Raw genomic sequence first — 23,548 nt, forward strand, 5'->3', positions numbered from 1 at the left:
GCTCTATCTGGGCAAACGTTGAAGCAGTAATGCAGCAAGCCACTGCCCGCCGCGTTGAGAGATTCGCTTTTGAAAGGAGGCCTCGTGAACGCCTTTGACCGCTACGCCCCGTTTATCCAAGACTTCATCTACTCCCACGATTGGGAGAGCTTGCGCTCTATCCAGGTTGCGGCAGCTGATGCCATCTTTAACACGCAAGATAATGTGCTCCTGACGGCATCCACGGCTTCCGGCAAAACCGAGGCAGCCTTCTTTCCCATCCTGACCGAATTTTGGGAGAACCCGCCCGCGAGCGTGGGCGCCCTCTACATCGGCCCCCTCAAAGCGCTCATCAATGATCAGTTCGTCCGTCTCAATGACCTGTGCGAAGAAGCCGACATCCCCGTCTGGCACTGGCATGGCGATGTCTCGCAGTCGCACAAGGCCAAGCTCATCAAAAAGCCAAGCGGCATCTTGCAGATTACGCCCGAGTCGCTCGAGGCGCTCTTAATCCATAAGCATATGGCGATCCCGCGCATGTTCTGCGACCTACGCTATGTGGTCATCGATGAGGTCCACTCGCTCATGCGCGGCGACCGTGGCGGGCAGACGCTCTGCCTTATCGAGCGACTCTCGCGCATGGCCGGCGTACAGCCCCGACGCATTGGCCTTTCGGCCACCATCGGCGACCCCGAGCGCACGGGCGCTTTTCTCTCGAAGGGAACGGGGCGCGACTGCGTTATCCCCCGCTTTGAGGAACCGCGCCGCGTGTGGCGCATCTCCATGGAGCACTTCTACAACTCGGGCCCCCAGGCTCAGCAACGAGGATTCGTAGGCACAGGTCCACAAGAAGCCGAGGTGCTTGCTTGCGAGCGTATTGAGACGGCGGCGCCCGCGGCGCTGCCCGCATCCGGACAAGACATGTGCCACAGCGGACAGCTTACACAGGAAGAACACCGTCAACGTCGTGAGCAGGCGCGGGACAAGGCCGCTCCCAAAGACCGTCGCACTTCCTCGGCCCCCGAGGGCGAAGTCGACATCCCACGAGCGACCGAGCAGGCGCTTCTCAACCCCACCGACACGGCGCCCGACAACGCCGACCCCGGCATGGGCTATATCTTTGAGCATACGCGCGGCCGCAAATGCCTGGTCTTTGCCAACTCGCGCGAGGAGGCAGAGGCCGTGTGCTCCATGCTGCGCAGCTACTGCGAGAGCCGGCACGAGCCCGACCGTTTTCTCATCCATCACGGCAATCTTTCGGCATCGCTACGCGAGACGGCCGAGGAGCTCATGCGCGACGAGGAGCAGACGCAGACAACCGTCACCACCTCTACGTTGGAGCTCGGTATCGATATCGGCCGCCTGGAGCGCGCCTTCCAGATTGACGCGCCGTTTACCGTCAGCTCCTTTTTGCAGCGCATGGGGCGCACAGGCCGTCGCGATCTTCCGCCCGAGATGTGGTTTGTCATGCGCGAGGAAGAGCCCGAGCCGCGCACGATGATGCCCGAAACGATACCCTGGAAGCTCCTGCAGGGCATCGCGCTCGTACAACTCTATCGCGAAGAAAAGTGGGTCGAGCCGCCCGAGCTCGATCGACTCCCCTACAGTTTGCTCTATCACCAGACCATGTCGACGCTCGCCAGCACCGGCGAGCTCACGCCGGCCGAACTTGCCCAACGCGTGCTCACGCTCAGCTATTTCCACCGTGTCTCGGCAGACGATTACCGTGTGCTGCTACATCACCTCATTAAGATCGACCATATCCAGGTCACCGAGGGCGGTGGGCTCATCGTGGGCCTCGCGGGCGAGCGCATCATCAACAACTTTAAGTTCTACGCCGTGTTCCAGGAAAACGAGGAGTTTACCGTTCGCAGCGAATCGGCCGAGCTGGGCACGATCGTTAATCCGCCCCCGCCCGGTGAGCGCATCGCCATCGCCGGACACTGCTGGATTGTCGAGGAAGTGGACTGGAAGCGCCACACTGTCTTTGCCACGCAGGTCAAGGGCCGGGTGCCGGCCTACTTTGGCGACTGCCCCGGCGACATTAACACGCATGTGCTCGAGCGCATGCGCAAGGCGCTCAACGAGCACGCGACATATCCGTACCTTATGGGTAACGCACGGGCCCGCTTGGCGCAGGCTCGTCATACGGCCGAGATTTCGGGGGCGGGAACCAAGCCGCTCATTAACCTGGGCGGCGATACCTGGGTGCTCTTCCCCTGGCTGGGCAGCTACGCCTTTTTGGCGCTCGAGCGCATGCTCAAGATTAAATGTGCCGCGGAGCTGGGCCTTCGCGGGCTCGATCCGTCACGCCCGTACTTTATGCAGTTTAAGATGAAGGCCGATGAGGAGACGTTCTTTGAGGTGCTCGCCGCCGAGGCCGAGAAGGACTTCGATCCCATCGAGCTCGTCTATCCTGGCGAGGTGCCTTACTTTGACCGCTACGACGAGTTTGTTCCCGAAGAGCTCGTACGCAAGGGCTTTGCCGAAGGCGTGCTCGACATCGAGGGCATGAAGCAGCGCGTCCTCAGCTGGCGCGACCACACATAAGACGGGACTGACTATTCCCAATAGGCTAGTCGTGGAGAGCAGTGCCGAGGAAGTCGGTGTCGAAGGGCACGGCTTCGGCAAAGGCGTAGTCGCCGTCGCTGGCGATGAGCAGGTAGTTTTCCTCGCCGCCGAACTTCGCATCGCCACATGGGACCACCCAGGCGTGGACGAATACCTCGAGTGCCGCGGCAGCGCAGTCGCGAAGGAACGCCACATCGCTCCCCTCGTTTGCGCTCACGATATTGGCCACGTAGATACCCCCGGGGTTCAGGCTGCCCCGCACCAGGCGCAGCGCCTCAACGGTCGCCAGCTCGCGAACGGGCTCGGCACCGCCAAAGCAATCGCTCACGACCACGTCGTAGCGACGATGGCCCACGCTCGTCACACCCAGATACGAGCGAGCCTCAGCGGTAATCACTCGCAGGCGATCGCCCACCGTGCGCTCCAACTCGTCCAGGTAGAACCAGCGGCGCGCCAGGCGCGTAATCTCTCCGTCATACTCGACGACGTCCATGCGCAAGCCCTCGTGCGACATCAGCGCGAACTTGGGATAGGCAAACCCGCCGCCACCCAGCATAAGCATGCGGTCGATACCATGACCATACGCGTCGCGCATTGCGCCCTCGGCCTCAAACACATCGTCAAATGCACGATAGTACGCAAAGACCGGCTCCGCCCAACGATCGCCAACATAGCTCGCGCTTTGGTAGACGCCGCCCTGTACGAGCACGCGGACCTCGTCACCGCTCTCGTCGTGCACACGCTTCACACGCGCCAACCCGTTGCGAGTACGTGCGACCTGCAAACAGGCAGCGCGAACAGCGACGGCGGCCGCACCAAGCGCCGCAGCTCCCAGGGCAACGCCGGCAACAACACCAGCGGAAACACTCGGCTTGTTCATCTAGAGCTCCTTTTGCAGATAGAGACCATGGTCGCAAAAACCCAGGTGACGATAGTACTCGCGCGTACCGATCGCGCTGATCACGTTGATGTGCGTATACCCCGCATCCCGAGCAATCTGGCACGCACGCTCCACGAGCAGACGCCCCAGACCGTGATGCTGAGCCGCCTGGCCCTGATCGCCCACACGTGCCGCCATACCATACACGTGCACCTCGCGAATCATCGCCTCCTCCGGCCCCGTCGGCAGCTCGTCCGCGTGCGCGGCAACAAACGAACGGTCGGGCAGCGACAGACGCAAAAAGCCCGCGATCTTGCCTTCGGGTGTCACCCACTGCAAAAAGCGCTCGTGCGTCACCGGCGTCTCGTACGCCACGCCCTCGTCAAGGGTCAACTCGCCTAGGTCGGCGCCCGCCGTGCTAATCTCGCGATAGCGGATCTCACGCACCGTCGCACCGTCACCCCGAGCAGCCAGGCGGTTCTCGACGAGCTGACGCAGGTTGGGCTTCTTGTTGCCCACCATGATGTCATCGGAACTAAAGTCGCGAATCATGCGGCTGATGCGGCAGAACGCCGGCGTCACCACGATGTCATCGGCCAACACGTCGAGCAGTTCTTCCTCGGTATAGGGGCGCCACTCGCCACGCTCGTAACAGCCCACCAGACGCGAGCCCTCGATGAGCGCGCACGGGTAGACCTTGACCTCGTCGGGCATAAAGGCGCCCTCGGTCATAAAGCGCTCGTAGTCACGCTTGTCCCCCTCAGGCGTAGCACCCAACAAGTTGAGCATAAAGTGCGCGTGGATCTTAAAGCCAAACAGGCGCGCGAGCGAAAACGCCCGCTCGATCTGCGCCACCGAAATGCGGCGCTCGTTGATATCGAGCAGGTGCTGGTCAAGGCTTTGGATGCCCATCTGTATCTTGGTGCAACCCAGGCGGCGGATGAGCGTGAGGGCCTGCGGCGTTACGGCATCGGGGCGCGTCTCGATAACGAGCCCCACCACGCGATGCTTCGCCGTCTCGTTAATGCGCTGCTGACGCTCGAGCTCCTCCATCGTTGCCGTCTGCCACTCGGTGACCTCGCCCCACGGCGTACCGGGGCCGTACAGACGACGCACCGCACGGTTATAGCCGCCCACGGCAGCATCCACACGTCCCTGCTCGTCGGCAACGCCGCTCGCAAGCTCGGCCTCATCAGTCACAATGCCGGCGGCCCGATAGCGCTCGCGACGCTCTGCTACCACCGGCGGCAGGGCATCGGCGGGAGCGTCATCGAGCAGACGCCCCGCCTCGGCACGGCTGATGCCCGGACGCGCCAACATGGGGTTGGCCGCCACGCCGGCGACGGCGTCGTCATTGAGCGCACGGAAAAGCTCCGACATAAACCATGCCTGATACCCTTGCGGATAGTCGCTCCAGGTACCGCCAAGAACGATAAGCTCGATCTTGTCGGTTGCATGCCCCATTTGCGAAAGCGCGGTCAAACGAGCACTCACCTGCAGATACGGGTCAAAGCAGTTTTGCTCCGCACGGGCGCACGCCGGCTCGGCATGCAGATAGCTCTTGGGCATGCGCAGATCGTTGGGACAAAACAGGCAATCGCCCGAACAGGGCCACGGCTTGGTGATGACGGTAATGGTCGCCACGCCCGAGGCCGTTCGGCGCGGCTTCATACGCAGCACCTGCAGCAGTTGACGTTCCAGATCGGCGTCGACATTCCACCCAGCCCAACGAGCCGGTTCCTCACGTTTAACCCGCTGGTAAAACGGCAGCAGTCGGCGCTTGGCCAGGTCCCGTTTGTCGGCACCCTCGCGGCGCGCCTCGGCATGTATCAGTTTGACGAGGGTCTTGTCGTCCACGGTCTCGCCGCGACGCAGAGCCTCGAGTATGTTCAAAATAATCTGTTCCATGCCCCCATTGTAAAGGCAAAGGCGCCGGAGCCAGTCACGGCCCCGGCGCCTCCATCAAAGAGCATGCCTATATGCACCGACCTCCGAAAACCGCATGTCACTCCGGATCGAACGACATGTCGCCCGAACCGACCTTAAAACGATACGTGGCAGACTTATCACCGTTGTCGAATTCAAGATTCAATATGGTCTCGCCATCGTAGCCAAGCGGAAGGAAATCGCTCTCGAAGTCACCGCTGCCCACGGTGAGGCTCGCCTTAAAGCCCGTAGAGTTCGGAACCGTTATCTCCACATCGCCCGAGTCCACGCTTACGTCCATAGACTTCGCGGGGGCCTGGTAGAGCTCGAACGTCGCATCGCCCAAACCGACCTCGGCATTCAGAGTGTCGGTCACGGTGCCCGCAAACGCGACGTCTCCCGAGTCCAACGTCAAATCAAAGTCGTGGCACGCAATGTCCGCGACCGTCAGGTCTCCCAACCCCACATTTGCCGTAATGCCCATCATGTTATCGGCAAGCTCACGCGGCAGTTCAATGGTGACCTTACGGTCATGGGCGCGCTCGTCATCGCAATCGAACTGGCGAATCTTGAGCGTAGAGCCCTTGATTTCGGCCAGGTTCTGGGTTGCCGCATCGTAAGCAGCTACTCCTTTTGCGACGCGGCCACTCTCGATGACACGTACCGGCCCGTCGGAAACGCACTTAACCTCGACCGTGCCCGACGTCACGTCCAAGTCAAGGGATGTGAACGCGTCGGCATCAAACGTTTCCTTCGAAAGCTGTTGAGGCCGAGCGGAATAGTTACCGCTATTCAAGGAATCGTCCTCGTCAAACGCATCGCCCATACCAGACAAGCCGGATACAACATCGTCGAAATCCCACGGTCCATCAAAATGAATCAAAGTCCACGAAGTGCCAAAGACAAGTCCGATGATAAGCACAAACGCTCCGATGCCGACGCCCAAGCGCCTCTTAGACTCATGCGAGAGCTTCATCATTCACCACCTTCTTTGGCACTCGGCTCAGCGGTGGCCCCGGCAGCCATGTCAGCGTCAACCACAGTGGAAACGTCCTCCCCCTTAGTCCTAGCGACCGCCGGCGCCGGACCAACCTGGATATCCCCGCGCGCCCAATCGCCATCGAGCGCACGCGCCACCCAGTGATAGATGGGGATCGTAAAGAAGATCAGCGCGGCAAAGGGGCCGGCACCAAACAGGAACATCAGCAAAAAGAACAGCAGCCAGCACACGGCCCAATACGGGAACGACTGGAACGGGCCCTTCACCGGAGTCACGCTGGTCGCACCGGCACCCGTCACCTGAGCCGTCGCCGCATTAGCTGCCTGCGCGCTCCAGCTTGCCGCTTGCGCCGCCTTGGCGGCGGCATCACTCGCCTGCGTTGCCGCCTCGGTAGCACGTGCCGCCGCCTCATGGGTACGGGCGCGCTCCGCTGCCTCGGCCTCGCGCTGGCGGGCACGGTCCTCGTTCTCAAACTCGATATCGTCCTCGATCTCGTCGCTCGGATTGAGCAGCTCGTCCAGACTCACACCATAGAGCTTGGCAAGCGAGATCAGGTTCTCGGTATCGGGCGAGCTCTCCGCGCGCTCCCATTTACTGACCGCCTGGCGCGACAGCCCCAGCTTTCGTGCCAATCCTTCTTGGCTAAAGCCCTTGCTGCGGCGAAGATCAGCGAGCCGCTGCGCAGTTTCTACATTCATGGTTCCTCCTATGTGATGCCAGCCGTGCCGCCGGACCGTTTTTGTTCTTAAGGCGCCTTGCACAGTTAAAAATCTATCCGCCACCGCCAAAAGCATGCCACCTATTCTAGTGAGATTTTTGACAACCGGCGGTTGCGGGTGCATATGAGCTGCGGAAATGTGTCCAAACAAAGCAATGACCCGTAGCTTGGTTGTCCCCGTTGCGGCGTTAACGGTAGTATGGTCGTACTATTAATTCCGCACCGCCAATGGAGGGAGTTCCGCGCCGTGAACCGCGATTTCGCCTCATCGCTCATCCAGCTCAACAATACGTTCTATCGCGAGCACTCCGCCTCCTTTTCCGATACGCGCCAGGCCCCGTGGCCCGGCTGGGTGCGCACCATGGACATCGCGCTCGAACAGCTCGACGTCGCCACGATCGAGCACCCCGTCCGCGTGTTCGATCTCGCCTGCGGCAATATGCGATTCGAGAACTTTGCCGCCGGCGGCGCACTTGCCGCCAAGGGCGTCGACGGCGCAAACCCCTCGGCAGATGCCAGCTGCCCCTTCGAGTTCTATGGCGTCGACTCGTGCCAAGACCTGGCCATCGATGCACATGGCCACGCCCTGCGCATTCCCAACCTGCACTTCCAGGAACTCGACGTGCTCGACGCCCTCATGAAGCTCAATCCCGCCGAGACGCCCGACGTGCTTTTCGACGCCCCGCTCGCCGATATCTCGGTCTGCTTTGGCTTTATGCACCACGTGCCGTCGTGCGAGTACCGCGTACGCGTGCTCGACACCCTGGTGCGCCAGACGCGCCCGGGCGGCATCATCGCCATCAGCTTTTGGGAGTTTATGAATGACGAGCGCATGGCGCGCAAGGCCGTTCGCGCCGAAGCCCGCGCCGAGCTTACCCCGCCGTTTGAAGGTTACGATTCCGCGCAGTTTGAAGCCGGCGACCACCTCATTGGCTGGCAAAACGACCGCCACGCCTACCGCTATTGCCATCACTTTGACGATCAGCAGATCACCGACCTGGTGCGCGGCGTCCGTACGTTCTACAAGAGCGGCGAGGTCCCCGTGCGCGAGCTTGAGCGCTTCCATGCCGACGGCCGTAGCGGCGAGCTCAACCGTTATGTGATTCTCAAGCGTCTGTAGGCACCGACGACGCGCCGCCGAGCCGCGCCGCATCTTTCGGGCAAACTATGCCCACCTTCTTCCAACGCATCGCCGAAACGCGCAGCCATGCGTTTCGCATTTATGACCAAGGAGCCTCATGGGAGCCGTCCACGTTCGCACGCCTAAGAACTTTGTACTCGAGGAGCGCCTGGAGCGCTACGCCGATGCGATTGAGACGAACCCCGAGGCCTATGTCGGAGATTGGCGCAAGGCCTGTGCGCCCGCAGGCAGCAAGCCTTTCGAACACCTTCACCTGGATCTTGGTTGTGGCAAGGGAACGTACCTTGTAGAGAGCGCGGCCCACGAGCCAAACACGCTCTTTATCGGCATGGACCAGGAGCCCATCTGCATTGCCTATGCCGCGCAGAAAATATGCGAGCAGAAACTGACCAACGCACTTGTCCTGCCCCGAGGCGCCGCATCGCTGCCGCAGCTATTTGCCGCAGGCGAGCTCGATGCCATCACCATCAACTTTCCCACGCCGCAGCCCAAGGCCAAGTACGCCAAAAAGCGACTCGTCCATGTCGACCACCTAATGCTGTACCGCCCGCTCTTTGCAGCCGGCGCCACCGTCACGCTGCGCACCGACAGTAAGCCATTGCGCGACTACGCCTTGGGGCAGTTTGCTGCGGCCGGCTATGACACGCTTTGGGTAAGCGACGACGTCCGCCGCGACCATCCCGAGCACCCCGAGACCGAATACGAGCGCCGCACGCGCGAGATGGGTGCAGCCGTCTATGGCATTTGCGCCACACCCGGCGCGCAGCCCAGCGATGAACAGCTCGCGGCGGGCCGCGCGCAGGAGCAAAGCCTTGCCTGCTACCTGCCCGAAAACCTCGATGAGCTCACCTATGTACCTCTGGGCATGGAGGAGGCCGTCGAGAACTTTAGAAACCGCGCCCGCAAAGGCAAGAAGCGCCTGCCGCAAGAATCCCAGGGGCCTCTGATGGTCGCGGCGTCGGTAAGCAAGCGCAAATAGGCGCCAGCAAACGACCCTCAAAACCTAAGTGAGTAGACTTCTTGGCAATAGCCAAGCACAACCCGCATAACGAAAACTAAAACCGCAGGTAGAGCCCTTGCGCAAAAGCCGTGTGCTCGAGATATCGCAAAAAGTCTACTCACTTAGCTGGCAACTGCACCAAACGGCTGAGCAGAACGCCCATTTCCTGCATTTTCTTTCGCGCTGGCACCCCGCGCCGCCGCTACGCCATAATAGTTGGCGGACAATCGCGAGAGAAAGCAAACACATGGCACAGACCACGACAGATATCGCCGCCAGCACCGTCTCCGGCGCCGGAGCCGCCAGCTCATTCTCGGGCGGCACGGGAACCGAAGCCGAATTCGGCTCACTCGGTGCGCTCTCCCCCACCTGGTGGGAGCCCGAGGACGGCAGCGAGCCCGAACCGTGGCTCACGCCCGACCAGGCCTTCGAGCGCTTCTTTGAATGGACGAGCAATCGCGGTATTGAGCTGTGGGACCACCAGGAAGAGGCCCTCATGGATCTAGCCGCCGGCGATCACGTCATTCTGGGCACGCCGACCGGATCGGGCAAGTCGCTTGTCGCGCTGGGCATGCTCTTTATGGGCATGGCACAGGGCAAACGCTGCTATTACACGGCCCCCATCAAGGCTCTGGTCAGCGAGAAGTTTTTCGACCTTGTGCAGGTGCTCGGCCGCGATAACGTCGGTATGATCACCGGCGACACGCATATCAACACCAAGGCGCCCGTCATCTGCTGCACGGCAGAGATCCTCGCCAACGACGCACTACGCGAGGGCGAAGATGCCGATGTTGGCTGCGTCGCCATGGACGAGTTCCACTACTTTGCCGACCCCGATCGCGGTTGGGCCTGGCAGGTGCCGCTGCTCACCCTGCCTCACACGCAATTCATGCTCATGAGCGCCACGCTCGGCGATGTCACTGCCATCGCCGCCTCACTCGAGGAGCACACCGGCGCTGCTTGCGACTTGGTTGTCGACGCCCCGCGTCCTGTTCCGCTGAGCTACGACTATGTGACGACCTCCCTCGAGGGCACGGTCGAGCTCGCCATGCGCCGTGGCGAGGCCCCGCTCTACATCGTGCACTTTAGCCAGGATGCCGCACTTGCGACGGCACAGTCGCTCGCCAATTTTGGCATTGCCAGCAAGGAGCAGCGCGAGGCCATCAAGGAGGCGGCCAAGGGCACGAGCTTCTCGACGGCCTTCGGCAAAATCCTCAAGCGCTTGCTCGGATGCGGCGTCGGCGTGCACCATGCTGGCATGTTGCCGCGCTACCGCCTGCTGGTCGAGCGCTTGGCGCAGCAGGGCCTGCTACCCGTCATCTGCGGCACCGATACGCTCGGCGTCGGTATCAACGTGCCCATCCACACCGTGGTGCTCACCGCGCTCACCAAGTTCGATGGCTACAAGATGCGTCGCCTACGCGCCCGCGAGTTCCACCAGATTGCCGGCCGCGCCGGCCGCTCGGGCTTCGATACCGAGGGCATGGTGATTGCCGAAGCACCCGAGCACGAGATCGAGAATGCCAAGCTTATGGCCAAGGCGGGCGACGACCCCAAAAAGCTCCGTAAGATTAAAAAGAAAAAGGCCCCCGAGGGCTTTGTCTCCTGGAACAAGCAAACCTTTGAACGCCTGATCGAGACGCAGCCCGAGACGCTCAAGCCGCGCCTGCGCATCACGCACTCTATGGTAATTAGCGTGGTCGAGCAGGGCGGTAACGCCCGCGCCCGCGTGCACGACCTTATCGAGACAAGCCTGCAGACCCCCGAGGAAAAGGCCAAGCTTGAGGTTCGCGCCGACGAAATCTTCGCCACGCTTATCGATTCCGGCGTCGTCGTGCGTACCGAAGTGCCGCCCGCGCCGGATGCCCCGGCCGACGCCGCACCGGACATCGACTATGCGCTGACGGTCGATCTGCCCGAGGACTTCGCACTCGACCAGCCGCTCTCGCCGTTTTTGCTTGCCGCGCTGGAGTTGCTCGATCCCGAGAGCGAGACCTATACCATGGATCTAATCTCAATGGTCGAGGCAACGCTCGAGGATCCCAAGCAGGTGCTGCGCGCACAGGAGCGCGCCGCACGCGATCGCGCTATGGCCGAGATGAAGGCCGACGACATCGAGTATGAGGAGCGTCTGGAGCGTATTCAGGACGTCACGTACGAAAAACCGCTCGAGGATTTGCTCGACGCCGCCTTTGACAAGTACTGCCAGGAAGTACCCTGGGCCAACGACTACCAGCTCTCGCCCAAGAGTGTCCTGCGCGACATGCTGGAAAGCGCGAGTGACTTTAAGGGCTATATCCAAAAGCTCGGCATCGCCCGCTCCGAGGGCATTCTGCTGCGCTACCTAGCCGAGGCCTACCGTTCCCTCGATCGCACCGTGCCCATTGAGAAGCGCGATGAGCGCTTGCGTGACATCATTTCGTGGCTCGGCTTTGTGGTGCGCTCGGTCGACTCGAGCTTGGTGGACGAGTGGGAGAACGCCGGCAACCCGGCAGCCCTCGACGCCGCGCCGCCGCAGGGCATCGACGAGGTCGTGGCGGATCGCCGCGGCTGCACGCTGCTGGTGCGCAACGCGCTCTTCCGCCGCGTGACCCTTGCCGCCCGCGAGCACGTGCGCGACCTGGGCGAGCTCGACGACGACTGGGGCATGAGCGAAATCCGTTGGCAAAAAGCGCTCGATGCCTATCATGAGCAGCACGAGGAGATTCTTACCAACGGCGACGCGCGCTCCTCTGCTATGTTCTCGATCGACGAGAGCGACGAGAAGGCCGACCACCTATGGCATGTGCACCAGGTCTTTGCCGACGAGGACGGCGACCACGACTTTGGCATCATGGGCGATGTCGATCTGGACGCCACGCAAGACGGCGGCGAGGTCGTCTTCAAAAACTACCGCGTCGGCTTTATCGAGGACTTGCTCGAGGACTAGCCGAACATATTGAAGCGAAACGAAGCGGGGCCGCTGGCAACATCGCCGGCGGCCCCGCTTTTACACGATCTGCTATGCCCTACTCGGCATCCTCGACCTCATACGAATCTGCCTCGGCCGGATCATCGTTTGTCTCTGGCGCGGCCTCGCGCGCCTCGTCAAACGCGGCCTTCATGGTTTTGTTGCCCCATGTGAGCTTGCGAATGGTAAGCTCATCAGCTTTGTTGTGGGCCAGGCGCAGGTTCTCGGTGCTGCGGCGCAGGTCGTCCTTGGTCTTCTCGAGCTGCTTGATGGCGGCATCGATTTCCTTGATCGCCGACTCGAATTGCTTACTCGCCAGGTTGTAGTTACGCGAGAAGCCATCCTTAAACTTTTCCATCTTGGCTTCGAAGTTCGTAACATCGATATTCTGCTGCTTGTACTCCGCCAACTCCTGCTTATAGCGAAGCGAACCCATGGCGGCGTTGCGAAGGAGCGTAATCATGGGAATGAAGAACTGCGGGCGGATCACGTACATCTTCTCATAACGGTAACTCACGTCGACGATACCCGCGTTATAGAGGTCACTCTCGGGCTCCAGCAGGGTGCAGAGCACCGCATACTCGCAGCCTTTCTGGCGACGATCGTGATCGAGTTTCTTAAAGAAATCCTCGTTCTTGTGTTTGGTCGCGGTCTCGTCGTTCTCGTTTTTCATCTCGAACATGATCGAAATGATCTCGTTGCCGCTCTCGTCACACTCGCGGAAGATAAAGTCGCCCTTGGTACCCTCGGATGCATCGTTATCCTTCTCGAAATACGCGTTGGGAAACGCCGTCATGCGCAGGCGGTTAAACTCGGTCTCGCAGTGCTGCTCGAGCGACTCGCCCACCATCTTGGTGGACAGGCGGACCTTCATGTCCTTAAGGCGCTCAATCTCTTCATCCTTGTAGCGAATCAGGTCATCGCTCGCGCGCTTGGCCTGCGCAAGCTCGAGCTCGTGTGCCGCCTTGGCTTGCTCCTCGCGAGAATCGCGCACCGCCAGCTCGCTCGTCAGTTTGGCACGTGCCTCATCGCGCTCTCGCTCCGCCGCGGCAACCGCCTCTGACAGGTTCATTTTTGCCATCAGTTCCTGCTCGCGCAGCTGGGCACGCAGGCCCTCGGCCTCTTGCTCGGACTGAGCCTTTGCGGCGGAAAACTTCTCTTGCACCTTCGCGCGATAGTCAGTAAGCGCGCGCTCGGCCTCGCTGCGAGCGGCATCGAGCTCACGCTGCGACTCTGCCGCGGCAGCGGCAAGCGCCATCTCCTGGGCCTTGTCCGCCGCGGCGATCCTGGCCTGCAGCTCGGCAATCTGAGCGTCGCGCGCGGACAGGTCGTTTTGAGCAGCATTGCGTGCCGCCGCCTCGGCAAGCCTGGCTTCATCATCTTTGCGCTCCAACTGCGCACGTAAATTGTCGATCTCGCGCTGAAGCTCGGCATTCTCCTTTTGAGCATCGGAACGGGCCTCAACCGCCGCGCGCTGACTTGCGCTCTCGCGCTCTGCGGCAGCGCCTTCGAGCTTGGCGCGCAGCTCGGCAAGCTCAGCGTCGCGCTTGGCAACCTCTTGTGCCAGCTGCTGAGCTGCAGCGTTCTTCTGCTCGACAAGCTGAGCGTCGCGCTGAGACTCTGCCTTTTGCAAGGCAGCCGTCGAGCGCGAGCGCTCAAGCTCCAGCGCCTGCTCGCCCTCGCGCTGGACCGCCTTCACACGCTCGTCCAGGTCGCGCGAGAACTCGGCGTCGCGCACCTGCTTGACGATATCCGCATAACCGGACGCATCGACCTTAAAAACTTCGCCGCAATGCGGGCACTTGATCTCGTTCATGGCAGCTCCTCGATGGACGCAAATTACAACCGCCTACACTCTACCGCGCCACGCGGACAAAAAAGGCGCCGCCGCCATAATGGCAACGGCGCCAGATCCACCGCGAGGGTGCCTATCCCCTTTGTGGTGGCTTGGGTCCTTACAGGTCGCGGTAGTCGATCAGGCGAAGATCAGGTTGAGACTCAAGCCAAGCGCGAAGCTCAGGATCGATCAGCGCATCGACTTCCTTGGTGCGATCGGTCGTAAGCGAGCTGTTCTCCAAGATAAAACGATCGAGATAGCCCGGATGGCACACAAAGACGACCGTCTCGCCGTCCGCCATCTCGCGAACCGTCCGCATAATCGAGTCCTTGGGTTCGTAGCCCGGCTCCATCGAGTGCATCACCATGCGCAGGTCGGTGGCACCGCATCGCACAACCGCTGCGGGGTCGAAGCTCGCCTTCTGTTCCTTAAGGCCCAGTTCCTGAGCAACCGCCGAGATCGCTCGGTTAAGGTTTTTGCTCATGACGGCATGGGCCTCAAAGTAATCGGGTTCGCGGCCCACGATCTCGACAAAGCGGTCATGCTGCGCGCGAATCTCGATGCAGGCCTCGTCGAAGTCTATCAACTCCTCGCCGCGCTTAAAATGCTCGCGGAAGGTACGGCTGCTATGGAACTCACCATTCTCGTTGAGCATGCTCGGAATGAGCGCCGGGTCGGCACACGGCTTGCCCAGGCACACGTTGGTATGCTGGCCCACCGCAATGCCGGCGTCCGCCACGAGCGACCAGCCGCGCTCGGCCTCGGGCATATTGGGCATCAAGCCCGCCGAGCGCACCAGACCCTCATTGATGCTGCGGGCAATCCCCAGGTTAACGGCATACGAATAACCGATATCGTCGGCACGAATGAGCAATTGCTTCATATTGACCCCCATCTACGGAAAGGGGCACTTGAAGCGTAGCCAAGTGCCCCAGATAATTGTCCTACCAAACGGATGCTTTAGGCCTTGGCGGCAGCAGCGTCCTCGTCGAGCTGCTCCTTGGTAAAGCCAAAGAGGTAAGCGATGACGGCTGCGGAAACAAACGCAGCGCCCGAGGCAACGCATCCCCAAACGAGATTAGCAGTTCCGCCGGCAACAAATCCAGTAACGCCCAGAATATTAGTCGCGCCCAAAACATACGTGGTCACATTGGTGAGAGCCGCGATCAGGCCGCCGATGGCACCGCCGGCAACCATGGCACCCAGGCAGCGGGTGTACTTAAAGCCGCAGCCATACAGCGCGGGCTCCGTCACGCCACCGACAATGCCGGAGAGCGAGAAGCCAAGCATGGCACCCTTTTCGTCGGTCTCCTTAAGGCGCAGGAAGGCGCCGAAGGCCATACCCCACGTGGCGAACTGGGCGATACCGCCCGCGACCATAACGCAAGAATCAGAGCCCAAGGTGAGCAGTTGCACAATGCCCAGGGTAAGCAGAACCTGATGCATACCGGTCATAACCAAGAACTCCCAAAGCGCGGCAATGGCGACGAGGGAGAGGATCGTGACGATGCCGCCAGTGTTACCGAGGCCGAACATAAAGTTGCCGACCAGGTTGCCCAGAATGGAGCCGATCGGAGCTAGAGCGCACAGAGAAACGGGGATCATCACAGCCATGGTGCACACGGGCACAAACACCGTGGAGAGCATGTCGGGGATAATCTTTTTCATGAACTTTTCGACGACCATCAGCACTGGCATGGAGAGCACCATGGGAAGCACGGTCGCAGAATAGTTGTTTAGCTGAGCCGGGAGCACGCCATAAACCATGGTGGTCGTAGCACCCGAATCAGCAGCGGCATTGACCAACGTCATGAACTCGGGGGCAATGAGCACGCCGCCGAGCATCATGCCAAGCGACTGGCTGCAGCCAAGCTGTTTTGCGGCAGCCCAGCCCAGATAGACAGGAAGGAAATAGTAGCCAGCGTTGTAAATCCAGTTGTAGAAGAAATTGTAGATGTCGGAATCGGCAGACCAGATACCGAGCATGCCGTCGCCGCAAAGTACGGCAATGGTGCGGAACATGGCGGCACCCATGATGATGGGGATCGTCATGACCATAGTCTTGGACAGGTAGTTGAGGGTCTTCTTGCCCGCAGTCTTGAGCGTCAGCGGCTCCTTGGTGCCGTCATCGAGGTTCTCGTCAATGGAGCCTTCGCCCTTGACGCCCAGCGCAATGGCGGCGTCATAGACCTTCGGCACGTTCTGGCCAATGATGACCTGATACTGGCCGCCAGACCACTGTGCGCCCAGCACGCCCTTGATCTTCTTTACTTCATCGTCATTGGGAATGGACTGATCCTTGAGGTTCAGACGCAGGCGGGTCATGCAGTGCGTCGCGTTCGTCACATTGGAGGCGCCGCCGACGGCAGCAAGCACGTCCTCGGCAATCTTCTTGTTATCGACAGCCATGTCGAATCCCTTCTCTTCCAACTAAAGGCCGTGGGACTTCACGGCACCAAGACGCACGATTCCGCTCGCGCCTGCGCAGCGCACGATATCAGTTGGCAAGAGATTGATTTGCATGTGATTCCCGGGTGGATCGACATGAAAAAAGCCCCGCGCACAACCGACAGAGACCCAATTATGGCCTCGGCAGAATCGGTAGTGCCTCTCGGAGCTGCGCCGTGAGTAACACCCAACACACGGCGAGTATATGCGGCAGATGCGTTCGTTGCGGCTCAGATTACCGACGAACGGTAGCAAACGACCCGCGAACGGTCGCCATGACGGAAAGGAAATACCAGAGAGCCTATTTATCCGAGTGGACAGAAGCCACGCGGTTCACATGCATGATCAGATAGACGAGTTCTTCTTGGGCCAATGGCTCGCCAAAGGCCTCTTGAATCAGATCGTCGACACGATGAGCGCAACGCGACGCCGCCGGATACTGCTCCACGAGCACGTCGTAAAGACCGGAGTTCTCGGTATCGATCGGCTCTTTCTTTGCCACGCGGTCGAGCAGATAGCGTACATGAGTGGCAAAGCGAGTAAAGGCGAACGACGAGCGATCAACCTTCACACCCAACTCTTCTTGAATAATCGCGACCGTCATATCGAGCAGATGCTCTTCATGTTGTTCAGCCAGCACGCGCCGCTCGCTCGGCTTAACCGATGCGTTGACAATCGACATGGCAATGCCCGCGGCCTCGCTTCGGGGCATACGCACGCGAAAGCTTTTCTGAATGCCGCGAACGGCCAGCTCGCCCAAGCGGTATTCGATGGGATGCAGCTGCTCCAGATCGCGCTCGAGCGACAACGACACCACCATATGTTCGCGGGCGCGCTTAATGGCAAACTGAATATGGTCTGCCAATGTAATGGGAAGGTTAGGACTCAATTCGTACGAAAGCTGTCCGGTCGCGATATCGGCCAGCTGAGCAGAAAACTCCAGCACCTCGGGATCGACCTCATCGATAAACGCCAGGTACTTTGAATCAATGCCGTAAAAGGTACGCGTGATGACATCCAGGTCGACTTCATGTGGCATATCGCCAAAGCCGATACCGCGACCCAGCGCGATAAGCTGACGCCCCGCGCCGTCTTCGCAGATAGCGGCGTTATGGTTAATGCGCTGGATAGCCCTCATGGATTCATCGCTCCTACTAAAAAGCGCCGCACAGACCATCCACGCGGCGCGTTCATTCTACCTGCACTTACAACTACAGTCCAAAGAAGCCGAGAATCTGGTCGCGGCTAACGGGCTTGTAGTTGTTGGCATCGAGGCCAACGTCGTAGCGAAAGATAGGGCGCTCGCGATCGCGATTGCGCGCGTTGGTGCGGTCTCCCCTACTGTGAATGTGCCCGTGCAGCATGATGGCGCCGCGCGCCTTGCCATTCCAGCTGAGCATGGGGTAATGGCTCATTACCAGGCGATGGCCCTTAGCGTAACCGGGGGCGACCTCCAGATAATCGCGCACCTCATCCCAAATGTGCGGCGCGTCCGGATCTCCCCAATCGCCATCATGGTTACCACGGATGAGCGTCACGTTCTGGCATTCGATGCGCTCGCGCAGGCGCACTGCCTCCGCCATGGGCAAACGATACGTAAAGTCTCCCAGGATATAGAGGCGGTCGTCCACAGCCACGCACTCATTGATGGCATCGATGACCTTGCGGTTCATCTCCTCGACCGAATCAAACGGTCGATCCACGTCGTGCAAGATATTCGTATCGCCCAGGTGCAGATCGGCGGTAAACCACATCATCGTCTCTGTCCTCATTTCGCAGCGCGTATAAGACCTGTTTAGTATACAGACGCAGCGATGCGACGGTTACCCAAAGAGCCCGCCGAACAGACCTCGGCGGCGCTTGTCCTGCTTTTTCGAAGCGTCATCCTGAGCCTTCTTGCCCTGTCGCTTTTTACGATCTTGCTCCAGCTCATCGTCATCGAGCAGCAGATCCCACTCAAACGGATCATCTACCAGATCGAACAAGTCATCGTCATCAAACACGTGCGCCTCCATTACCGATTAGAGAGCATCCACAACATAGTTGAGAAGTCTACGGGCCCGTGCGGACACAAATTCATCCTGTCTGCGTCTTTCAATCGCTTGCCGCAACGCTTGCGCGGCGGAACGCTTACAGCTAAGATAGGGACACGGATGGCACCCGTGGCTGCGGGTCTTGCCAACTCCGATACACGTTTTCATCGTGAGAAGTGGCCGTCTTCGCTTACGCGGGGGCGGCTATTTCATTCGGCCGATAAACAGGCCGAGTTCGATAGCCGCGATCAACAACGCCAATAACGAAATAACATCGCTTACGTTCATACCAAATCCCTTCTAAAGGGAGTTGGCCCATCCGTGCTCCATAGCAGTAGTCTAACGCAAAATGCGGGTAATAGGAACATCTGTTCGTATTACCCGCACCCTTTTCTAATGCACAAACATGCGCACGAACTTGTGCTTCCAGCTTGCGTAAGGGGCATAGCGGAACGGCACGTCCAGCCACGTTGCCTTGTTCACGATGCTCTTCTTGTGGCTAAACGTATCGAAGCTCTCGCGTCCATGGTACTGTCCCATACCGCTCGCCCCCATGCCGCCAAAGCCCATATGGCTCGTGGCCAAATGCATAATGGTGTCATTAACACAGCCACCACCAAAGGGCACGTAACGCACAAAGCGCTGCTGAACCTCACGGTCCTGGCTAAAGATATACAGGGCCAGCGGCGTCGGACGATCCGTAATAAACGTCTCGGCCTCGTCTAGGCTCTCAAACGTCAGCACCGGCAAGATGGGGCCGAAAATCTCCTCCTGCATCACGGCGTCATCGGGGGACACGCCGTCCAAAATCGTCGGCTCGATCTTGAGCGAAGTCTCGCGCGCGGTACCTCCAAGCACGACCTTATCGGGATCGATCAGCCCGCGCACGCGCGCAAAATGCTTGGCGTTGACGATATGCCCGTAATCCTCGTTATCGAGCGGATGCTCGCCAAACATACGGCGGACCTCTTCCTTGATGAGACCCAGCAGCTCGTCGTGCACGCGCGTGTCGACCAGCAGGTAGTCGGGCGCCACGCAAGTCTGCCCCACGTTGAGCCATTTACCAAAGGCGATACGGCGTGCCGCGACCTTCAAGTTAGCCGTCGCATCCACGATGCAGGGACTCTTTCCGCCCAGCTCAAGCGTCACGGGCGTAAGGTTTTTACTTGCGCGCTCCATAACGAACTTGCCGACCGGAACGCTACCGGTAAAGAAGATCTTGTCCCAGCACTCATCGAGCAACGCTTCGTTTTCGGCACGCCCGCCTTCGACGACCGTCACCAAGCGCGGATCAAATGCCTCTTCACAGATTTGCTTGAGCACCGCGCTCGATGCCGGAGCATAGGCGCTCGGCTTGATGACCACGGTATTGCCCGCGGCAAGGGCGCCAGCGAGCGGCTCGAGCGTCAGCAAAAACGGGTAGTTCCACGGAGCCATGATGAGCGTGACGCCATAGGGCACGGACTGCGTCTTGCACACACTCACGGCGTTGGCGAGGTCACACGGACGCAGACGCGAGCGACTCCATCGAGCCACATGCGCAATCTGATAACGAATCTCGGAAAGCGAGGTGCCGATCTCGCACATATACGCCTCGTCATGCGACTTTCCCAAATCGGTCTTGAGCGCATGGGCAATATCGGCCTCGTGGGCCCGCACTGCATCGCGTAAACTCACGAGCGCACGACGTCGAGCATCGACATCAAACGTGGCGTGCGTCTTAAAGTAGGCGCGCTGATCGCCGACGATGCACGCAATTTCCTCGGTGTTCATGGACCCTCCTAGTTCTCGCCCTCAAACATACCACCTGCAACGACTTCATACATATGCTCGAGCTCCAAGCGGTCCATTAATAGCGGAACGGGGTACAGGGGATTGGCCTCGACATCGGCATGCGTCGCCATTTGCGGAATATCGGAGCGGCGAATACCCGAGACATATTTGGGGATTCCCAGGGCCTCGTTCATGCGGTCGACCCAATCGATAAAGGCCTCGGCCGCCAGGCCGTCCTGCGCGTTAGCCGGCGCGATACCGGCCATGCGGGCGAGATCGGCGAGTTTAGGAGCAGCGGCTTCGCCATAGGCGCGAAGCATATGCGGCAGGATGATAGCGTTGGCCAAGCCGTGCGGAATCCCGTAACGCCCGCCCAAGCTGTGTGCGATGGCATGAACGTATCCAACATAGGAGCGCGTAAAGGCAACACCTGCCTTATACGCCGCCGAAAGCATATTGCGGCGCGCACGCATGTTGCCGCCATGCTCATAGGCCTCCAGCAAATTGTCATGGATGAGCTGTACCGCCTGGCGCGCCATCTTGCGCGTATAGGGCGTGGTACTGCGTCCGATAAAGGCCTCGACGGCATGCGTCAGGGCGTCCATGCCCGTCTGCCCCGTAATGGAGGCGGGCAGGCCGCGCGTAAACTCGGGGTCGTGCACCGCATAGTGCGGGATCAGCACAAAGTCGTTAATAGGATACTTGTAGTGCGTCTCGTCGTCGGTAATTACCGCTGCAAGCGTGACCTCGCTTCCCGTACCCGCCGTGGTGGGAACGGCGATAAGCAGCGGCAGGCGACGATGAATGCGCAGCAGGCCGCGCATCTTGTTGATGGGCTTCTTTGGCTGCGCGATGCGCGCGCCCACGCCCTTGGCGCAGTCCATGGCCGAGCCGCCGCCAAAGCCGATAATGGCCTGGCAGACGCTCTCTCGATACAGAGATGCCGCTTCCTCCACGTTTGAGACCGTGGGGTTCGCTGATGTTTTGGCATAGATCGCAACGCCGATTCCCTTGGACGCGAGCGCCGTCTCGAGCGGTGCCGTGAGCCCAAGGCGGGCAATACCGGGATCCGTCACGATAAGGACCCGCTGTATCGAACGCGCCCGAAGCACTGCGGGCACATCCTCAGCATGCTCCAGAATGTGTGGCTCGGTATAGGGCAGCACCGGCAATGCGATGCGAAAGACCGTTTGATACGTTCGGCACCAGGCGCGGCGGGCTAGATGCATAAAGGAAGCTCCTCATTTGTTGATGGGTCAACATTTGCTCGACCGATTGTACTCATCGAGACTCGCGGGCCGCCTGCCAATCGTTAATCAATCAACATCTTCATATTTGGCGCGTTTGCCCATGCGGCCAGGTCGACTCCCCTGCAATGCGCTACCCTGATAGCCCGAGCATGCGGCGGCGAGAGGCAGGAGGTCCATGCACGACATCTGGAACCCTTGGCACGGCTGCGCCCGCGTAAGCGAGGGCTGCGACAACTGCTACATGTACTTTATGGATGGGCAGCGCGGGCTTGACCCCTCCATCGTCACTCGCAACAAGGCGGCCTTTGACTATCCGCTTCAGCGCCGACGCGACGGCTCGTACAAGGTGCAGGCGGGCGAGCTCATCCGGATCTGCATGACCTCGGATTTTCTTGTCGAAGAGGCCGATGCGTGGCGACCGGAAGTGTGGGACATTATCCGACAGCGCCCGGACGTCAAGTTCTTCATCCTCACCAAGCGGCCTGAGCGCTTTGCGCAGTGCCTGCCCCGCGACTGGGGAAGCGGTTGGCCCAACGTGATGCTCAACGTAACCTGCGAAAACCAACGGCGCGCCAAGGAACGCGTGCCCCTGCTGCTTGCCACGCCCGCAGCGCACCGCGGCGTGATGTGCGCGCCGCTTATCGGAAGCGTCTCACTCGAAAACGCCGCGCCCGGATGCCTGGGGCGCACGGGCGGCATCGAGCAGGTCATCGTGGGCGGCGAGAACTACGGCGGCGCACGCCCCTGTCGCTATGAATGGGTGCGGGCGCTGCACGAGGGATGCGTTGTCGCCGATGCCGCATTCGCTTTCATAGAGACGGGCACCTATTTTGAGAAAGACGGCAAAACATACCATCTGCGCAGCAAGAACCTTCAGGCCGAGCAGGCCTGGAAGTCAGGACTCCAGCACCGAGGACGCCCCATCCGATGGAACCTCCATGACCCGCTGGGGCTCGCCATACCCGAGCAGGAGCTCTGGGTTCCACCACATGAACCGTGGTGCGCCACCTGCGGAAGCCAGCTCATCTGCAACGGCTGCGTCCGCTGCGGCCTCTGCGGGAGATGCTAGCGCTGCCAGTCGACTCATCAAGCGCCGACGCCAGCAACCAAGGCACGATTCCAACCCAAACAGCACCTCCTCCCGCCGAAACGGCAGTTTCGGCGGAAAAGAAGGGCGCCTACGAGGCCTGGGGATAAAAGTAAAATTGTTTTATTAAAAATCATTCCTAATAGGCTTCACATTTGGTTGCATTTATGGATAATAGAACCCGTCAAGACGCACGTCCGGAGAGGGCCCTTACGGGACCGGACGAGCGCGCCATCGCCATCGATCGAAAGGATCGAATCATGAAGTTTGTTTGCCCCGTTTGCGGTTATGTGGAAGAGTTCGACGGCGACCAGCTGCCCGAGGATTTTAAGTGCCCCCAGTGCAGCGTTCCCGGTTCTCGCTTCCTGAAGCAGGAGGAGGGCCAGCTCGAGTGGGCTGCCGAGCACGTCGTAGGCGTCGCCAAGATGGAGGGCGTCTCTGAGGACATCGTTGCCGACCTGCGCGCCAACTTTGAGGGCGAGTGCTCCGAGGTCGGTATGTACCTGGCCATGGCTCGCGTCGCTCATCGCGAGGGCTATCCCGAGATCGGCCTGTACTGGGAGAAGGCTGCCCACGAGGAGGCAGAGCATGCCGCCAAGTTCGCCGAGCTCCTGGGCGAGGTCGTGACCGACTCCACCAAGAAGAACCTCGAGATGCGCGTTGAGGCCGAGAACGGCGCCACCGCCGGCAAGACCGATCTTGCTAAGCGCGCCAAGGCCGCTGGCCTCGATGCCATCCACGACACCGTGCACGAGATGGCTCGCGACGAGGCTCGCCATGGCAAGGCTTTCGCCGGCCTGCTCAAGCGCTACTTTGGCTAAGCCAACCGCCTGAGACATAACCTCTAGCTCGATGAGGCCCGAACCGTATTGGTTCGGGCCTTTTTGTGTCTCGAGAACTCGTTAACGCCGTAAAATCGAATCACCCTCGACATCGGCTTCTCGTCAAAAACTAA

Annotated in this window: 18 protein-coding genes; 6 read left to right on the forward strand and 12 right to left on the reverse strand. The window is 60.3% G+C overall.

The features are described 5' to 3' along the window. The first annotated feature begins 84 nt into the window (after positions 1 to 84). Positions 85 to 2,529 carry a DEAD/DEAH box helicase gene (locus I2H81_RS02470; protein ID WP_195644411.1) on the forward strand — a complete coding sequence of 815 codons (2,445 nt, stop codon included), beginning with the start codon at positions 85 to 87 and terminating at the stop codon, positions 2,527 to 2,529. A gap of 25 nt (positions 2,530 to 2,554) precedes the next feature. Here I2H81_RS02470 and I2H81_RS02475 read toward each other — a convergent pair whose 3' ends face one another. From I2H81_RS02475 to I2H81_RS02490, 4 genes are all read right to left on the reverse strand, one after another. After that, on the reverse strand, positions 2,555 to 3,430 hold the full coding sequence (locus tag I2H81_RS02475; protein ID WP_195644412.1) for a spermidine synthase: 876 nt from the start codon (positions 3,428 to 3,430) through the stop codon (positions 2,555 to 2,557). Next, a complete protein-coding gene (locus tag I2H81_RS02480; RefSeq protein ID WP_195644413.1) occupies positions 3,431 to 5,338 on the reverse strand; it encodes an elongator complex protein 3 in 1,908 nt (635 codons plus the stop codon). A gap of 97 nt (positions 5,339 to 5,435) precedes the next feature. Next, positions 5,436 to 6,335, reverse strand: a complete 900-nt coding sequence (locus I2H81_RS02485) for a DUF4097 family beta strand repeat-containing protein (RefSeq protein ID WP_195644414.1) — start codon at positions 6,333 to 6,335, stop codon at positions 5,436 to 5,438. After that, positions 6,332 to 7,054, reverse strand: coding sequence for a helix-turn-helix domain-containing protein (locus I2H81_RS02490; RefSeq protein ID WP_195644415.1), 723 nt, complete (start codon positions 7,052 to 7,054; stop codon positions 6,332 to 6,334). Before I2H81_RS02490 ends, I2H81_RS02485 begins: the two co-directional genes overlap by 4 nt. 267 nt (positions 7,055 to 7,321) lie before the next feature. Between I2H81_RS02490 and I2H81_RS02495 the strand changes: the two genes are divergently transcribed. From I2H81_RS02495 to I2H81_RS02505, 3 genes are all read left to right on the forward strand, one after another. Then, positions 7,322 to 8,194 carry a methyltransferase domain-containing protein gene (locus I2H81_RS02495; protein WP_117778893.1) on the forward strand — a complete coding sequence of 291 codons (873 nt, stop codon included), beginning with the start codon at positions 7,322 to 7,324 and terminating at the stop codon, positions 8,192 to 8,194. 118 nt (positions 8,195 to 8,312) lie between these two features. Beyond that, positions 8,313 to 9,194 (forward strand): tRNA (guanine(46)-N(7))-methyltransferase TrmB, encoded by an 882-nt coding sequence (trmB, locus tag I2H81_RS02500; RefSeq protein WP_195644416.1) that lies wholly within the window; start codon positions 8,313 to 8,315, stop codon positions 9,192 to 9,194. Between the two features lie 268 nt (positions 9,195 to 9,462). Further along, positions 9,463 to 12,144, forward strand: a complete 2,682-nt coding sequence (locus I2H81_RS02505) for a DEAD/DEAH box helicase (RefSeq protein ID WP_195644417.1) — start codon at positions 9,463 to 9,465, stop codon at positions 12,142 to 12,144. 79 nt (positions 12,145 to 12,223) lie between these two features. Here I2H81_RS02505 and I2H81_RS02510 read toward each other — a convergent pair whose 3' ends face one another. The 8 genes from I2H81_RS02510 to I2H81_RS02545 form a co-directional block, all read right to left on the reverse strand. Beyond that, positions 12,224 to 13,981, reverse strand: coding sequence for a DUF2130 domain-containing protein (locus tag I2H81_RS02510; protein WP_195644418.1), 1,758 nt, complete (start codon positions 13,979 to 13,981; stop codon positions 12,224 to 12,226). 139 nt (positions 13,982 to 14,120) lie between these two features. Continuing rightward, entirely contained in the window at positions 14,121 to 14,885 is a 765-nt protein-coding gene (locus I2H81_RS02515) for a ChbG/HpnK family deacetylase (RefSeq protein ID WP_195644419.1), read from the reverse strand. A 77-nt stretch (positions 14,886 to 14,962) separates the two neighbouring features. Further along, positions 14,963 to 16,411, reverse strand: a complete 1,449-nt coding sequence (locus tag I2H81_RS02520) for a PTS transporter subunit EIIC (RefSeq protein ID WP_195644420.1) — start codon at positions 16,409 to 16,411, stop codon at positions 14,963 to 14,965. 340 nt (positions 16,412 to 16,751) lie between these two features. Then, complete coding sequence (locus tag I2H81_RS02525; protein WP_195644421.1) at positions 16,752 to 17,588, reverse strand: PRD domain-containing protein; 837 nt, start codon at positions 17,586 to 17,588, stop codon at positions 16,752 to 16,754. Between the two features lie 73 nt (positions 17,589 to 17,661). After that, positions 17,662 to 18,207, reverse strand: coding sequence for a metallophosphoesterase (locus I2H81_RS02530; RefSeq protein ID WP_229108029.1), 546 nt, complete (start codon positions 18,205 to 18,207; stop codon positions 17,662 to 17,664). Between the two features lie 66 nt (positions 18,208 to 18,273). Next, positions 18,274 to 18,453: a hypothetical protein gene (locus I2H81_RS02535; RefSeq protein ID WP_195644423.1), complete on the reverse strand. Its 180-nt coding sequence runs from the start codon at positions 18,451 to 18,453 to the stop codon at positions 18,274 to 18,276. Positions 18,454 to 18,876: 423 nt separating this feature from the next. Further along, a complete protein-coding gene (locus I2H81_RS02540) occupies positions 18,877 to 20,256 on the reverse strand; it encodes an aldehyde dehydrogenase (RefSeq protein ID WP_195644424.1) in 1,380 nt (459 codons plus the stop codon). Between the two features lie 8 nt (positions 20,257 to 20,264). Then, positions 20,265 to 21,485, reverse strand: a complete 1,221-nt coding sequence (locus I2H81_RS02545) for an iron-containing alcohol dehydrogenase (protein WP_195644425.1) — start codon at positions 21,483 to 21,485, stop codon at positions 20,265 to 20,267. Between the two features lie 196 nt (positions 21,486 to 21,681). Here I2H81_RS02545 and I2H81_RS02550 point away from each other — a divergent pair, with 196 nt between their 5' ends. Then, on the forward strand, positions 21,682 to 22,575 hold the full coding sequence (locus I2H81_RS02550; protein WP_195644426.1) for a DUF5131 family protein: 894 nt from the start codon (positions 21,682 to 21,684) through the stop codon (positions 22,573 to 22,575). Between the two features lie 278 nt (positions 22,576 to 22,853). Then, positions 22,854 to 23,414 (forward strand): ferritin family protein, encoded by a 561-nt coding sequence (locus I2H81_RS02555; protein ID WP_229108030.1) that lies wholly within the window; start codon positions 22,854 to 22,856, stop codon positions 23,412 to 23,414. The last annotated feature ends 134 nt before the right edge of the window (positions 23,415 to 23,548 follow it).

It is taken from the genome of Collinsella aerofaciens, assembly GCF_015561195.1.
In the GTDB taxonomy this organism is placed as follows: Bacteria; Actinomycetota; Coriobacteriia; order Coriobacteriales; family Coriobacteriaceae; genus Collinsella; species Collinsella aerofaciens_AC.

Bases quoted from the DNA above. Each gene is read 5' to 3' on its own strand.
- I2H81_RS02475 (WP_195644412.1), bottom strand. From the start codon at position 3,430: ATGAACAAGCCGAGTGTTTCCGCTGGTGTTGTTGCCGGCGTTGCCCTG.
- I2H81_RS02480 (WP_195644413.1), bottom strand. From the start codon at position 5,338: ATGGAACAGATTATTTTGAACATACTCGAGGCTCTGCGTCGCGGCGAG.
- I2H81_RS02485 (WP_195644414.1), bottom strand. From the start codon at position 6,335: ATGATGAAGCTCTCGCATGAGTCTAAGAGGCGCTTGGGCGTCGGCATC.
- I2H81_RS02490 (WP_195644415.1), bottom strand. From the start codon at position 7,054: ATGAATGTAGAAACTGCGCAGCGGCTCGCTGATCTTCGCCGCAGCAAG.
- trmB (WP_195644416.1), top strand. From the start codon at position 8,313: ATGGGAGCCGTCCACGTTCGCACGCCTAAGAACTTTGTACTCGAGGAG.
- I2H81_RS02505 (WP_195644417.1), top strand. From the start codon at position 9,463: ATGGCACAGACCACGACAGATATCGCCGCCAGCACCGTCTCCGGCGCC.
- I2H81_RS02510 (WP_195644418.1), bottom strand. From the start codon at position 13,981: ATGAACGAGATCAAGTGCCCGCATTGCGGCGAAGTTTTTAAGGTCGAT.
- I2H81_RS02515 (WP_195644419.1), bottom strand. From the start codon at position 14,885: ATGAAGCAATTGCTCATTCGTGCCGACGATATCGGTTATTCGTATGCC.
- I2H81_RS02520 (WP_195644420.1), bottom strand. From the start codon at position 16,411: ATGGCTGTCGATAACAAGAAGATTGCCGAGGACGTGCTTGCTGCCGTC.
- I2H81_RS02525 (WP_195644421.1), bottom strand. From the start codon at position 17,588: ATGAGGGCTATCCAGCGCATTAACCATAACGCCGCTATCTGCGAAGAC.
- I2H81_RS02530 (WP_229108029.1), bottom strand. From the start codon at position 18,207: ATGATGTGGTTTACCGCCGATCTGCACCTGGGCGATACGAATATCTTG.
- I2H81_RS02540 (WP_195644424.1), bottom strand. From the start codon at position 20,256: ATGAACACCGAGGAAATTGCGTGCATCGTCGGCGATCAGCGCGCCTAC.
- I2H81_RS02545 (WP_195644425.1), bottom strand. From the start codon at position 21,485: ATGCATCTAGCCCGCCGCGCCTGGTGCCGAACGTATCAAACGGTCTTT.
- I2H81_RS02550 (WP_195644426.1), top strand. From the start codon at position 21,682: ATGCACGACATCTGGAACCCTTGGCACGGCTGCGCCCGCGTAAGCGAG.
- I2H81_RS02555 (WP_229108030.1), top strand. From the start codon at position 22,854: ATGAAGTTTGTTTGCCCCGTTTGCGGTTATGTGGAAGAGTTCGACGGC.